Origin of the sequence: Cohnella thailandensis (genome assembly GCF_014212135.1) — a bacterium.
GTDB lineage: Bacteria > Bacillota > Bacilli > Paenibacillales > Paenibacillaceae > Cohnella > Cohnella thailandensis.
Genome location: NZ_JACJVQ010000013.1, coordinates 322,687 through 337,015, shown reverse-complemented (window position 1 = coordinate 337,015; position 14,329 = coordinate 322,687). Strand labels below are relative to the sequence as shown.

General features: G+C 58.6%; 9 protein-coding genes. 8 read left to right on the top strand and 1 reads right to left on the bottom strand.

Going from position 1 to position 14,329, the window contains the following annotated elements; genetic code table 11:
- Positions 1 to 263 precede the first annotated feature (263 nt).
- From H7B67_RS15820 to H7B67_RS15785, 8 genes are all read left to right on the top strand, one after another.
- Positions 264 to 2,348 carry a choice-of-anchor J domain-containing protein gene (locus H7B67_RS15820; RefSeq protein ID WP_185120802.1) on the top strand — a complete coding sequence of 695 codons (2,085 nt, stop codon included), beginning with the start codon at positions 264 to 266 and terminating at the stop codon, positions 2,346 to 2,348.
- A gap of 508 nt (positions 2,349 to 2,856) precedes the next feature.
- The gene (locus tag H7B67_RS15815) at positions 2,857 to 3,801 is read left to right on the top strand and encodes an NAD(P)/FAD-dependent oxidoreductase (RefSeq protein WP_245363645.1); all 945 of its coding nucleotides are present in this window, start codon (positions 2,857 to 2,859) and stop codon (positions 3,799 to 3,801) included.
- Between the two features lie 138 nt (positions 3,802 to 3,939).
- Entirely contained in the window at positions 3,940 to 5,211 is a 1,272-nt protein-coding gene (locus H7B67_RS15810) for a methyl-accepting chemotaxis protein (RefSeq protein ID WP_185120801.1), read from the top strand.
- 265 nt (positions 5,212 to 5,476) lie between these two features.
- Complete coding sequence (gene glgB / locus H7B67_RS15805) at positions 5,477 to 7,366, top strand: 1,4-alpha-glucan branching protein GlgB (protein ID WP_185120800.1); 1,890 nt, start codon at positions 5,477 to 5,479, stop codon at positions 7,364 to 7,366.
- 48 nt (positions 7,367 to 7,414) lie between these two features.
- On the top strand, positions 7,415 to 8,581 hold the full coding sequence (locus H7B67_RS15800) for a glucose-1-phosphate adenylyltransferase (protein ID WP_185120799.1): 1,167 nt from the start codon (positions 7,415 to 7,417) through the stop codon (positions 8,579 to 8,581).
- The gene (gene glgD, locus H7B67_RS15795; RefSeq protein WP_185120798.1) at positions 8,578 to 9,690 is read left to right on the top strand and encodes a glucose-1-phosphate adenylyltransferase subunit GlgD; all 1,113 of its coding nucleotides are present in this window, start codon (positions 8,578 to 8,580) and stop codon (positions 9,688 to 9,690) included. Before H7B67_RS15800 ends, glgD begins: the two co-directional genes overlap by 4 nt.
- Before the next feature lie 16 nt (positions 9,691 to 9,706).
- Positions 9,707 to 11,143, top strand: a complete 1,437-nt coding sequence (gene glgA, locus H7B67_RS15790; RefSeq protein ID WP_185120797.1) for a glycogen synthase GlgA — start codon at positions 9,707 to 9,709, stop codon at positions 11,141 to 11,143.
- A gap of 17 nt (positions 11,144 to 11,160) precedes the next feature.
- Positions 11,161 to 13,164 (top strand): glycoside hydrolase family 15 protein, encoded by a 2,004-nt coding sequence (locus tag H7B67_RS15785; protein WP_185120796.1) that lies wholly within the window; start codon positions 11,161 to 11,163, stop codon positions 13,162 to 13,164.
- A gap of 67 nt (positions 13,165 to 13,231) precedes the next feature.
- Here the strand turns inward: H7B67_RS15785 and H7B67_RS15780 are convergent, their stop codons facing one another.
- Positions 13,232 to 14,176 carry a sugar phosphate isomerase/epimerase family protein gene (locus H7B67_RS15780; RefSeq protein ID WP_185120795.1) on the bottom strand — a complete coding sequence of 315 codons (945 nt, stop codon included), beginning with the start codon at positions 14,174 to 14,176 and terminating at the stop codon, positions 13,232 to 13,234.
- Positions 14,177 to 14,329 lie beyond the last annotated feature (153 nt).

The following is a 14,329-nucleotide window of genomic DNA, read 5'->3' as shown; positions in this document are numbered from 1 at the left end:
CGCAAAGGTCGAGTCTCGATTTTCTCGAGCCGCCTTTCGCGGGCTTTTGATTGTTTGAGAGAAAATTCAACTCCGAATGGCATCGCTCCGATATCCTTTCGCGACCGAATCCGACAAAGATTAGGCCAAAGGATATGCGGCTCGAGTAATCGCCGAATTATGACTTCTGGTCACGAAGGCACTTCCTAATCATTCCCACCTTGCTATGATTGGTGACATAGCCCTTTAAGGGCGAGTCCAATCGATCAGAGGAGGAGTTGGATTTGGGTAAACGCGAATTTGTCGGTCTGGTTTCGTCGCTGGTTTTGGTCGGCGGCTTGCTGGCGCCGGTTGCGGCGCCGGCCGTATCCGCGGAGGACAGGAGCGGGAATCTCGGCGTGCTGGACGTCGGCGCGAAGCTGAGGGCCGATACTCTCGAGAGCGTCGCGGCCGAAGGACGGCTCGACCTGTCGGGCGTCGGAGCTTCGGCGGCCCGCTCTGCCTTGGGCGCGGCCGGCCTGACGGAAGCGGATGTCGGCACCGTCAAGCCGTGGCTGACGAACAACGACGTCACGGGCCAGTATTCCCTGACGAACTTCACTCTGCGAGCCGTCGGGCAGAACGGGGAAGTGTGGGTGGCGAACGATCTGAGCTTCCCGGACGGAGACCCGCGGAACGGATCCGTTCAAATTACGGACGAACAGGTCCGATATTTGCTTAACGAATTCGAGACGCGCATCTACCCGCAAGAAATCGAGTACTTCGCGCCTCCGGCGGAGCGCAATGGGGAAGAAGGCTATGGCGGCTTGTACAAGGACGACAGCGGGCGCGTCGTCATCCTGATCGACAACATCAAGGACCAAAGCTATTATACCGCTGCTTATCCGAGCTATATCGCCGGCTATTTCTCTCCGACGATCAGCGATTTTGCGGATCGCAACGTCATGACGATCGACGCGTACGACTGGGCGAACCGGACGGGGCCGACGGCGGCGAAGCCGTATCTCTACGAAGGCGTATTCGCTCACGAGTTCCAGCATCTTCTGCACCGGGATGCCGACTCGGGCGAAGAGAACTTCATCAACGAAGGCTTGTCGGACTTCGCCCAATACATGGTCGGGTACGGCCACTCCGTCGACCACGTGAACAACTTCCTTGCCAACCTGCGGAACTCCCTTACCTTATGGGGCGACCAGTCGGATCTGCAGATCCTTGCCGATTACGGCAACGCTTATCTTTTCCAGCTGTATCTGTACGACCACTTCGGCGAATCGTTTATCCGGTCCCTGTTCCATAATCCGGCCACCGGCATTACCGGCGTGGAGGATACGCTTGCGCAGGCGGGCATTAGCAAATCCTTCGCCCAGCTGTACGCCGATTATATGACGGCCGTCGTTCTGGACGGCGGGTATAAAGGCGATTCCTCCACCTACAAATTCGACTCGATCGACGTGACTCCCGACTTCGCTTCCTCTATTCTTGCGGACAACGTCACTCCCGCATGGGGGACCGACTTCAAGGTCATCACCCCGAATTCGAAAATCGATCACCTGTATTTCCAAGGTCTCGACTTCCTGAAGACGAACTGGACGCCGGCGGAGGACCCCGAACGCGGTACCGTTCTGTGGGGCAATCAGGGCGACTTGGCCGACAACTTCCTGATCAAGGAGCTGGATCTGACCGGACAGACGGCGCCCGAGCTCAGCTTCGACACCCGCTACGATATCGAGGAGCAGTGGGACTTCGGCGTCGTGCAAGTGTCCGCGGACGGAGGGCAAACATGGACGTCGCTGGCCAACGAGAATACCCGCGGCGATCTGGTCGAGGAAGGCTATCCGAAGATCGCGGCGAATCTGCCGGGCTTCACGGGCAGCTCCGGAGGCTGGAAGACGGAGACGTTCGACCTGTCCGCCTATGCCGGCAAGAAGATTCTGCTCGGGTTCCGCTACTTGACGGACTGGGGCTATAACGAAGCCGGCTGGTACTTGTCCGATCTGCGGCTGAACGGAACCGTGATCGATCCGATGACCGACGCCTCCGGATTCGTAAGCTTGGAGCAGGCGACCGGCCAGTACGTGAATTATCAGGTTCAGTTCATCGGCTTTATGAAGAACTACGACAAGCAGAAGGGAAAAGGGAACGACAACCAAGTCAAAGTCATCCGCTTGCGGGACCTGATCAACATGTCGGAATCGGATCGCGTCGAGCTTGCGGACCTGCTCCGCAGCTCGAAATACGAACGAATTCTCATGATGACGACGTTCGCCGCTCCCGAAGGCACCAACAACAGCGTGCCATACCAGTACGAAGTGGTGATGAAGGATACCGGCAAGAAAGACAAAATACCGGGTAAGGGCAAGAATGATTAGAATGGCTAGAACGACAAAGGCGGCATAGCATTATCGGAAAACGGAATCTTGCAATGTAACGGCAGAAGCCGCGCGAATGCGCGGCTTCATCTGTTTCAGGATAGCGCCTTAATGTCTAAGTTTGGTTTGTGAGGGTATCCGGAGAAACGAGAAAGGAACCGGCCGCCGACGTCTAGCGGACATGAGAAACCCTTATTTCCGTATATCCATCCTCTTAAGCTAGAAAACTAGAAATAAGAGTCTCGTATGACCGTTAGGTTCGAATGCCTGTTTTTTTGCGCCTTTAAGCGTCTTTCATGTCCGTAAGCCGATCAAACCCTAAACAACTAGGCAGCTTCGTATGCAACCCGTCGGAATTATGGAGATCATCTACAAAATATAGCTTCGGGCGCCAACCCTAGGAGTTGCTTACCCCGGCCGGAACTCGTCCATACTGTAAAGGTTCCGGTACCGCAGGTTCAGGTATTCCATCCCATTCTTTTCCCATCAAGGAGGCAAGCGCCGTCCCATGACGATGAGCACTAATGACGAGTTCGAATGCGCGATAGTAGGAGGAGGACCTGCCGGGTTGAGCGCGGCGCTCGTGCTGGGCCGCGCGAGAAGGCGGACGATCCTCTTGGACGGCGAGAAGCCGCGCAACCGCGTGACGAAGCATTCGCACGGTTACTTGACCCGCGACGGCGTTACTCCGGCGGAGTTCCGGGAGCTTGCCCATGAGGAGCTTCGCAAATACCCGACCCTCGAGTATCGCCATGATATCGTCGTTTCCGTCCGGAAGGACGGCGATCGCTTTTGCCTATCCGCCAAGTCGGGTCGCGGCTTCTCGGCGCGCAAGATCATCCTCGCGACCGGGCTCGCGGAGACGCTTCCGGGCATACCCGAACTTGCGTCCTATTATGGAAAGAGCTTGTTCAGCTGTCCCTATTGCGACGGATATGAGATGAGAGACCGGCCTCTCGCCGTTATCTCGGACGATCCGTACAAGGCGGCGCATATGGCGCAAACGCTGTCCCAGTGGAGCCGAGACGTGCTTGTCTGCACCAACGGGCACGGCCTTTCGCCCGATCTCCGATCCTTCCTCCGGGACAACGATATCCCTTACCAGGAGTCCGCCATCCTGTCGCTGGAAGGCGAGAAGGGCGATCTTCAAGCCATTCGGTTCGCCGACGGTACCGAAACCGCCAGAACGGGAGGGATCGTCATCGCCGATTGGGCGCAAGCGGCCAACCTCCACCTCGAACTCGGCTGCAAGCTGACGGAAGCGGGCGGGATCGAGACGGACGAAGCTTGCCGCACGAGCGTCGAGGGAGTGTTCGCGGCGGGAGACGCGGCGATCGTCGCGCCGGCCCAATTGATCGTCGCGGCGGCGGAAGGGAGCCGAGCGGCCATCGGCGTCAATTCGGACCTCACGCACGAGAGCTTTCACCCGCCGATCCCCCATTTTTCAAAATAACGAGCCCTGTGATCTATATCACACCTAAACCTGCCGCGGATCGTTATGATGGGTATAGTTGGAGGAACCGATAGGACTTCGGCATCGGAAATCGGGCTCTGCCATTCCAACGTACAAAAGAGACTCGGGGGCTGCGGCATGGCTATCAGATTCGGAATCGTCAAGAAATTAGTGCTTGGAATCACGCTCGTCTCCATGATCACTTATGGGACAAGCGCTTTCTGTTTATTGGTATTGGAAAAACGATTCGACGCGATCTCCAACGAGTGGTTCATCGTCATCACATTGGTGCTTGGCATCCTCTGGACGTCCTTGTTCGGCTACCTGTTCGCCAAATGGCTGCTTCGGCCGCTCCTGGCTCTGACCGCCGCCACGCAGCAAGCGGCGGAAGGCAAGCTGGCGGAGCGGGTCATGGTCCGCGATTCGGACGACGAGCTGTCCAGGCTCGGACGTTCTTTCGAAGAGATGCAGACAAGGCTCGCTTCGATCATCGGCGGCATCAAGGACCATTCGCAGACGGCGAGCCGCCATGTCGCGGAGCTTCAGGGGGCGATCGGCGAGGCCGCTCGCCAGATCGAGCAGATCTCGCATCAAGCGGAACGGATCTCGGACGGCAGCGTCCGCCAGTCTTCTTCCGCCGAAGGGATGACGCGTTCCGTGCAGGACCTGTCTCGGGCATCCAAGCAATTGGACGAGCAAGCGGAGGACGCAAGGGCGCTGACGGACCGGATGATGGACTCTATTCGCGACAGCGAAGAGGTGTTCCGCACGATGGTCGTTCGGATGCGGAATCTCTCGGATATGAACCAGGAGGCGCTCGGAATCGCCGCCCGGCTTAACGATTACGCGGTAGAGATCGGGACGATCTCGTCCGTCGTGAGCGAATTCGCGGACCAAACGCAGCTTCTCGCGTTGAACGCGGCCATCGAAGCGGCCCGCGCGGGCGAGGAGGGAAGAGGCTTCGGGGTCGTCGCCGACGCGGTGAAGTCGCTGGCGGGGCAGAGCGGAAGCGCGGCGCGCCACATCCGGGAGCTGATCGCGCAGATTCAAACCGAGGTGGGCGGCGTCGTGGACCATATGAACCGCCAATACGTCGTCGCCGACCGGGAGGCGAAGAACGGGGAAGCCTCCGCGGCATCCTTGAGCCAAATCGCGAAGGAGGCGCGCCGCGTCAGCGAGATCATCGACCATATCGCCTTCAAGATGTCGGAGCAAGCGGAGCAGGCCGGCGGGACGCTCCGGGAAGCGAACGAAGTCTCGCGGATCGCCGATTCGATCCGTACGGGGGCGCTCGAGGTGAATTCGGCGACGCAGGAACAGACGGCGGTCATGCAGGAGATAGCCGCTTCCTCGGAAGCGCTTTTGTCGGAATCGCAAGAGTTGATGCGCAAAATCGCGTTTTTCAAGTAAGCAAAAAAAAGCTCCGAAAATGTCGAAGTTAACAGAGAATTAACATGAAATTTGCCATTCCGTGTAAGGGGCTCCGCGAGGGAGCTCTTTTTTTGCCGAAATGACAGAAATCTCAAAAAATTAATGAAAATACGGATGAAAATCGTGATCTATTCCTCTATAATGAATGTAATATCCGTGTGATTTGTAAGGAAAAATGACAAAATGTTAGCCGATTGTCAACTGCCGTTTGGCTGATCCCCGTCTAAGGAGGTGCCTCTAAGCAATGGCCGTAAGTGCCCCGCTTCTCGCTCCGGAATTGTTGTATTTGTTTAACAATGGTCACTTGTTTCACGCCTATCGTACATTTGGAGCACATAAGCATGAGTACGACGGGGCTGCGGGAGTGCGATTCGTCGTCTGGGCGCCCAAAGCCAGGGAGGTGCGCGTCGCCGGAGATTTCAATGGCTGGAACGGGCAGGGACATCGGCTGCACCTGGTCGGTTCGACCGGCGTGTGGGCCGGATTCGTCTCCGGGATCGGCGAAGGGACGGCTTACAAGTACGAAATCATCGATTCAAGCGGCCGCAGGCAGCTGAAATCCGACCCGTTCGCCTACCGTTCCGAGCTTCGCCCCCACACGGCTTCCATCGTCGCGGATTTGAACCGGCACGTATGGAAGGATCAAGCCTGGATGGAGCACAAGAGAAAGAACCCTCCCTACACGCGCCCGATCCTTATGTACGAGGTTCACCTCGGCGCTTGGAAGATGGAAGAACGCGAGGTGTTCCGCACCTATCGGCAGCTAGCGGATGAGCTGCTCGATTATGTAGTCAAGATGGGCTACACCCACATTGAGGTTCTCCCTCTGAATGAACATCCGTTGGACGCCTCTTGGGGTTATCAAGCGACCGGCTATTATTCGGCGACAAGCCGATACGGGCCGCCGGAAGGACTCCAGGAGCTCGTGGACCGATGCCATCAGCGGGGAATCGGAGTCATTCTCGATTGGGTGCCCGGGCACTTCTGCAAGGACGACCACGGCCTAAGGCAATTCGACGGCGGGCCGCTCTACGAGCACTCGGATCCCCGCGTCGCGGAGAAGCCGCTCTGGGGAACGCTCGCCTTCGACTTCGCCAAAGCCGAGGTCCAAAGCTTCCTGATCTCGNNCTTCCACATCGACGGCCTCCGGGTAGACGCGGTGGCCAGCATGATCGACCTGAACTTCGACAAGCCGCCGGAGATGCACACGCTGAACCGCCATGGGGGCACGGAGCACTTGGAAGCCCTCGATTTTCTCCGCAAGCTGAACGAGACGGTGTTCCGCTATCATCCGGATACTCTGATGATCGCAGAAGATTCGTCCGCTTGGCCGGCCGTCACCTCGCCGACCTATCTGGGCGGCCTAGGCTTCAACTACAAGTGGAACATGGGCTGGATGAACGATATGCTCCGCTACATGGAGACCGATCCGAACGACCGGCCCGCCAAGCATCATCTGATTACCTTCTCGCTGCTATACGCCTTCTCAGAGAACTACGTACTTCCTCTCTCGCACGACGAAGTGGTTCACGGCAAGCGCTCCCTGCTGAACAAGATGCCCGGAACCTACGAAGAGAAATTCGCCAACCTACGACTTTTCTACGGATACTGGATGACGCACCCCGGCAAGAAGCTGCTCTTCATGGGCGGCGAGTTCGGCCAATACGACGAATGGAAAGACGCGGAAGGGCTGGATTGGCTCCTGTTGGACTATCCCCTTCACGCGGGCATGCAACGCTATTCCCGCGATCTCAACGCGCTCTATCTGGAAGAGAAAGCCTTGTGGGAGAGGGATCACGGCTACGAGGGCTTCCAATGGATCGACGCGGACAATGCCGGACAGAGCGTGCTCGCCTTCATTCGCCGAGGCTTCGACGCAAGAAATCATTTGATCGTCGTATGCAATTTTTCCCGTCAAGCCCATCCTTCGTTTCGGATCGGAGTGCCTGCCGGTACTACCTACCGAATCATCATGAACAGCGATGTCGCCAGCTACGGAGGATCGGGAACCCGAATGCCTAGAAGGATCAGGGCAACTCGCAAGGCTTCGCACGGGCAGCCGTTCAGCATAGAGCTTCCATTGCCTTCGTTGTCATTCCTATTGCTTGAGCCGGATCGAATCGCGGCAGAGTAACAGCCCGTGAGCAGGCAAGGAGCCATCGAACAGAGAGGAGTTGTGCCTATGAGCCGCAATGAATGCATCGCCATGCTTCTAGCCGGAGGGGAAGGACGTCGACTGGGCGTGCTCACGAAAGATTTGGCCAAACCGGCCGTGCATTTCGGAGGCAAATACCGCATTATCGACTTTACCCTTAGCAATTGCGTCAATTCCGGCATCGAGACCGTGGGGGTGCTGACCCAGTACCAGCCGCTCGTCTTGAATCGCTATCTCGGAATCGGAAGTCCGTGGGGGCTCGATCGCCGCGAGGGGGGCATGCACGTCCTTCCCCCTTACGTTCGCCAGAAGGGCGGCGTCTGGTATAAAGGAACGGCGAACGCCATTTATCAGAATATCGGTTTCATAGAGAGATACGAACCGGAGTACGTCTTGATCATTTCGGGCGACCATATCTACAAGATGGATTACGGACTCATGCTGGAGCAGCACAAAAAAACCTGCGCGGACGCGACGATCGCGGTCATTACGGTCCCTTGGGCGGATGCGAGCCGCTTCGGCATCCTGAGCGTCGACGAGGAAGGCAGAGTCGTCGAATTCGCCGAGAAGCCGAAGCAGCCGAAGAGCAATCTAGCATCGATGGGCGTCTATATTTTCTCGTGGAAAGTGTTGAGAGAGTCTCTTATTCAGGATGAGGCGGATTCGCATTCGTCCCACGATTTCGGCAAGGACATCATTCCGAAGCTGCTCGCGGATCAATCGAGGCTGCATTCCTATCGATTCGAAGGGTATTGGAAGGACGTCGGGACGATCGAGAGCCTGTGGGAGGCCAACATGGATCTGCTGGAGGATGAGCCGTCGCTGGACCTGTACGACCGGGACTGGCGCATTTATTCGGTGAACCCGAACCGACCGGCGCAGTACTTGTCCCCGGAAGCGACCGTTCTAAGCTCGATGATCAACGAAGGAAGCGTCGTGGAAGGCTCGGTGAACCGGTCCGTCTTGTTCCACGGCGTCAAAATCGGAGAAGGAAGCGTGGTCGAGGACTCCGTCATCATGCCGAACGCGATCGTCGGGCGGGGGGCGAAGGTGATCCGCGCGATCGTCGGGGAAGGGGCCGTCGTCGGCGAAGGCTGCCAGGTGGGCAGCGTCGATTCCGAAGAGATCGCCGTGGTCGGAAGCGGAGCCGTCGTGAATGCCGAGAAGCCGCTAGAGGAGGCGAATCCGATATGAAGCTCCCGATGATGGGCGTCATCAACCTGATTCACGAGACGGAGGAGATGGGCTCCTTGACGGCGAACCGCTGCCTGGCGACGGTTCCGTTCGCCGGCCGTTACCGGCTGATCGACTTCGTTCTCTCTTCGATGGTCAATTCCGGGGTGCCCCGGGTGGCCGTCTTCGCCCATACGAAATTCCGCTCCTTGATGGATCATCTGGGCTCGGGCGGCAACTGGGATCTTCATCGCAAGCAGAGCGGGCTGTTCGTGCTGCCTCCCGCCATGGAGGACATGACCGACTTCGGCAAGGGCGATCTCTACCAGTTCTACCGCAATCGCGACTACTTCGCGCGCAGCTCGCTGGAATACGTCGTCATCGCCCGCAGCCACATGGCCTGCAACGTGGATTTCGCGGCGATTCTGGAGCAGCACCGGGAGCGCGATGCGGATATCACGGTCGTGTGCAAAAAATGGCCGCACGCGCAGACGGGGTTGACCCGCAAGGTGAAGCTAGACGCAAGCGGCCGAGTCGTGGAGATGCAGGATCATTTCGGACGGCTGACCAGCGACCTCGTTTCGATGGAGATGTACGTCATGCGCAAGGATCTTCTCATCGACCTGGTCGCGACCTCGCTGGCGCAGGGGAAGGATCATCTCGTCCGGCATGCGATTCTTCCGAGGCTGACCGAGCTGAAGGTGAACGCCTATCTGCACGACGGTTACCTTGGGGTCGTCAACACGATTCCGGCCTACTATCGCCACAACATGGAGCTGCTGAATCCGGACGTCTGGAACGAGCTGTTCTTCCGTCCGGGTCCGATCTATACGAAGGTCAAGGATGAGCCGCCGAGCCGTTACCGCTCCGGCTCGAACGCCATCCATTCGCTGGTGGCGAACGGCTGCGAGATCGAAGGAACGGTCGAGAACAGCATCCTGTTCCGCGGGGTGAAGGTTCGCAGGGGCGCGGTCGTCCGCAACAGCATCGTGATGCAGAACGGCGTCATCGGGGAGAACGGATCCCTGGAGAATTGCATTCTCGACAAGGAAGTGGAGATTCGCCCTCTGCAGCAGCTGAAAGGAACGTCGGAGATGCCGTTTCTGGCCTTGAAACGCAACGTTATTTAATTCAAGGGGGAATTCCATGAAAGTCTGGTTCGCGGCGTCCGAAGCGGTGCCTCTCGTTAAATCGGGAGGCCTTGCGGACGTCGTCGGAGCGCTTCCCAAGGCGTTAGGCAAGCTGGGAGCGGAAGTGACGGTGCTGCTGCCCAAGTACGGAGCGATCCCGAAGGAGATCGCGGACCAAGCGACGTTCCTGGAGCATTTTAACGTCTCGCTCGGCTGGCGGCTTCAATACTGCGGCTTGTTCGAGGTGACCCTGGACGGGGTGAGGTTCCTGTTGATCGACAACGAGTACTTTTTCCACCGGCATTATCTGTACGGATACGGCGAAGAGGAGATCGAGCGTTACGCCTTCTTCAACTTCGCCGTCCTGGAGGTGCTCGCGCGTTCGGCGAAGGACAAGCTTCCCGACATCCTGCATTGCCACGATTGGCAGACGGGTCTCATTCCGATGCTGCTTCGCACCCGGTATTCCCATTATCCGGCGCTTCGGCACATTCGCACGGTTTTTACGATTCACAACCTGCAATACCAAGGCGTGTTCTCCCGCGAGAAGCTGAAGGACGTGCTATCGGCCGGCGACGATTTGTTCACCGAGGACGGAATCGAGTTCTACGGCGACGGCAACTGCATGAAAGCGGGCCTGCGATACGCGGATAAGCTGACGACGGTCAGCCCGACGTACGCGCGCGAGATTCAGACCTGGGAATACGGGGAAAAGCTGGACGGAGTGCTGCGAATGAGGTCGTGGGATTTATGGGGCATCGTGAACGGGATCGATACCGAGAGCTACGACCCGATGACCGATCCGAACGTCAAGACGCACTATCGCCATTCTCTTGCGAAGAAGCGGCAAAACAAGCTGGCCCTGCAGCGGGAGATCGGCTTCGAGGAGAACGCGGATCGGCCGCTTATCGGAATCGTGTCCCGCATGGTCGACCAGAAAGGCTTCGATCTGATCGCGGAGGCGCTGCCCGCCTTGATGGAAGAAGACCTGGCGCTCGTCATTCTCGGGTCGGGGGATCCCAAATTCGAGCAGCTGTTCCGCCGGGCCATCGACCGGTATCCGGGCCGTCTGTACGTCTGGTTCGGCTTCAACGAAGGCTTCGCGAGAAGGATCTACGCGGGCTCGGACATGTTCCTGATGCCTTCGCGGTTCGAGCCTTGCGGGCTCAGCCAATTAATCTCCCTGCGCTACCGTACCGTCCCTATCGTCCGGGAAACCGGCGGGCTCCGGGATACGATCGAGGCATATAATGAATTTGCCGGAACGGGCAACGGCTTCAGCTTCGGCCCGGCTTCGGCGCACGACTTGATCTATACGGTGCGGCGCGCGCTGTCGTTCTACCGGCGTCCCGAGGAGTGGGAGAAGATCGTCGCGAACGGCGCGAAGAAGGATTACGGCTGGGAACGTTCGGCCAAGGAATACAACCGACTCTATCGCGAACTTGCTAACTAAGGAAGGGGTCTTACGACATGGCACGCCATCTGGTTATCGGGAACGGGAAAATGTTGATCAATCTGGACAGAAACGGATACATGAGGGATTTGTATTTCCCCTTTGTAGGCCAGCTTAATCATATCGGAGGCCAGACATGCCGGTTCGGGGTTTGGTGCAACGGCAAGTTCGTCTGGCTCGACGATGCGGGCTGGAAGATCGAGCTGGGCTACATCGACAATTCGCTCGTGACGAACGTGACGGCAAGGCACGAGGGACTTGGGCTGGAGCTGCACATCAACGACGGCATCCACCAACGGGAATGCATCTATATCAAGAGGGTGGTCGTCCGCAACCTGACGGCGGAGGCCAAAGAAGTCCGGGTGTTCTACCACCACGACCTGATGATCGACGGCAACGAGGTTGGCGATACGGCGGCCTATTATCCGGCGAACCGGACGCTTTTCCACTACAAGCGCTCTTCCTATTTCATGTTCAACGGCCGCTCCCAAGGCGGCGGAATCTTCCAATTCTCCACGGGGATCAAACGATTCCAATCGGCCGAAGGCACGTGGCGGGACGCGGAGGACGGGGAATTGATGGGCAACGCCATCGCGCAAGGCTCGGTGGACAGCACGATCAGCTTCCGGGCGGACGTGCCGGGAGGCAGCGAGAGCACCTTCTATTATTGGATGTCGGTCGGCAGCGACCTGGAGGAAGTGAAGCGTCTCGACCAATACGTGCAGGAGAGCCATCCGGAGAAGCTGCTCAGCCGCATCGTCATTTATTGGAACAATTGGCTGTCCAAGGTGGGCGATGACTTCGGGGATCTGCCGCCATCCGTCGTTCGCTTGTTCAAGCACAGTCTCCTCATCGTGCGGACCCAGATCGACGAGAGAGGGGCGATCCTGGCCGCGAACGATACCGACATTCTCCAATACAATCGCGACCATTACAGCTACATGTGGCCGCGGGACGGCGCGTTGATCGCCGACGCGATGAGCCTGGCGGGCTACCACGGCACGATCGCTCCGTTCTTCGATTTCTGCAACCGCGCCCTATCGCCGGAAGGCTATCTGTATCACAAGTACAATCCGGACGGAACGGTCGGCTCGAGCTGGCACCCGTACGTGGTTCAGGGCAGTCCGCGGCTGCCGATCCAAGAGGACGAGACGGCTCTCGTCTTGTTCGCCTTGTGGAAGGATTACGAGCGGCAAGGGGAGATCGAGCTGTCCCAGGCGCTGTATCCGACGCTGGTGCGCAAGGCGGCGTCCTTCCTGTGCGACTTCATCGAGCCGTCGCTCGGGCTGCCGCTTCCGAGCTACGACCTGTGGGAGGAGCGCTACGGCATCTGGACGTATACGACGGCATCGGTCTACGGCGGGCTGATGGCCGCCGCGTACTTCGCGGACTTGTTCGGCGACTACGAACGGAGCGACCGTTATCGGAACGTGGCGGAACGGATGAAGATGGGGATGATCACCCATCTGTGGGACGAGGAGAAGGGGCGTTTCGCCCGAGGGCTGGTGCAGCGGGACGGCGTCTGGGTCAAGGATATGACGCTGGAGAGCAGCTTGTTCGGCCTCTTCGAATTCGGGGTGCTTCCAGCCGATGACGAGCGCGTCGCCAAGACGATGAACGCCATCGCTTCGGGGCTCGCCATTCAGACGGACATCGGAGGCATCGCGAGGTATACGGACGATTATTACTTCCAGCAGAGCGACGACGTGGAGCACGTTCCCGGCAATCCGTGGATCATCTGCACGCTCTGGGTGGCTAACTTCCAGATCGAGACGGCGAAGAGGCTGGAGGATCTCGAAGCTCCCCGGGCGACGCTGGAGAAGGTGTGCGGGGGAACGCTGCAGGGAGGCAATCTTCCCGAGCAGCTGCACCCGCTCGACGGCACCCCGCTGTCCGTCGCGCCGCTCACTTGGTCCCACGCCACCTATATCAGCTCGGTTTGCAAGTACTTGCGCAAACGGGAGCAGCTCGTATCCACGGCGTCTTCGCTGGATTGGGAGCGTAAAGGCGCCATCTCTTAAGCTCGGAAATACCCTCGGGAGAAACGAAGAACCGGCCGGCGCGATTGGCGCCCGGCCGGTTCTTGCGTTACGAGCTCTTAAGGCCGAGCTCGTCCTCCCAGGTCCGAATCTGCTTAACGAAGGTGCGCAGCATTTCGGGCGAGGAGTAGGTATTGCTGAAGTCCTCGACGCCGAGCCAGCCGTCATAGCCGACCGCGTCCAGGTCGCGCAGAATTTGCTTCCATGGGACCGCTCCGCTGGCGATAGAGCGCCAGCCGCACGTCCATTCGACCGGAGCGAGCGGGTCGCCATCCGGTCCGGGCGCGCCGAACGCCTTGGCGGCGTTGGGGTGCTCGCTTCCGTCCGGAAGCAGCCTCTTCGGCTCCCAGCCCGCGTTCTTCACGTGCACGTGAGCAAGATAAGGGCCGAGAATCTCCATCCCCATCCGGAAGTTCTCCATGCCTTCATAGATCATGTTGCCAGGATCGAGCAGGACGCCGATGCGTTCCGGGGAGTACCGCGAGGCGAGCCGATAGGCCGCGGACGCGCTCGGGAGAATCGTGCCGTGATGAATCTCGATCAAGGCTTTGATTCCGAACTCGCCGGCCATGCCTTCGACCTTGTCCAGGTAGCGGACGGCGCTCTCGAACAGCTTGCCGTGTCCGATCTCGGGTTGATAGCCCGGAACTCCGACCCGGATCATGGATGCCCCGATGGACTTCGCCAGCCGGAACAGCGCTTCCGTCCCTTCGAGGTCACCGCAAGTCAGATACGGCACGAGCGCGATGGATCGAAGGCCGTTCTTCGCGATCGACTCCCGAACGGAAGTCAACTCTTCCGCGGTTGCGGACGGCGCAAGGGTCGAGCGGTTGTTGCCCCAGAACGAAGGGGATTCGCTAAGGGCGGCTGCGGGCGTCTCCTTGCATCTCCACTCGATGCCTTCAACGCCGGCCTCCTTGGCCGCTTCGCATGTCTGCGCGTGGGTAAGTTCCGGAGTAGAAACAGTGAATACGGATAGCTTGAATCGGGACAAGTTCGCTCTACCTCCTCGTGATCGTTATCTAGCTTCTTCTCATTCTATCAGCGTGCATAAGAAGGTGGAGCCCGATTGACGAAGAACTTAATAAGAGATAAACGAATCGAAGGTTAGGCCAACGAAAATCAAATCGTTCCATTCTAGCCGGAT

What these genes read in the sequence shown, in the direction of transcription:
- H7B67_RS15815 (WP_245363645.1), top strand. Translation starts at nt 2,857, where the DNA reads ATGACGATGAGCACTAATGACGAGTTCGAATGCGCGATAGTAGGAGGA.
- H7B67_RS15810 (WP_185120801.1), top strand. Translation starts at nt 3,940, where the DNA reads ATGGCTATCAGATTCGGAATCGTCAAGAAATTAGTGCTTGGAATCACG.
- H7B67_RS15800 (WP_185120799.1), top strand. Translation starts at nt 7,415, where the DNA reads ATGAGCCGCAATGAATGCATCGCCATGCTTCTAGCCGGAGGGGAAGGA.
- glgD (WP_185120798.1), top strand. Translation starts at nt 8,578, where the DNA reads ATGAAGCTCCCGATGATGGGCGTCATCAACCTGATTCACGAGACGGAG.
- glgA (WP_185120797.1), top strand. Translation starts at nt 9,707, where the DNA reads ATGAAAGTCTGGTTCGCGGCGTCCGAAGCGGTGCCTCTCGTTAAATCG.
- H7B67_RS15785 (WP_185120796.1), top strand. Translation starts at nt 11,161, where the DNA reads ATGGCACGCCATCTGGTTATCGGGAACGGGAAAATGTTGATCAATCTG.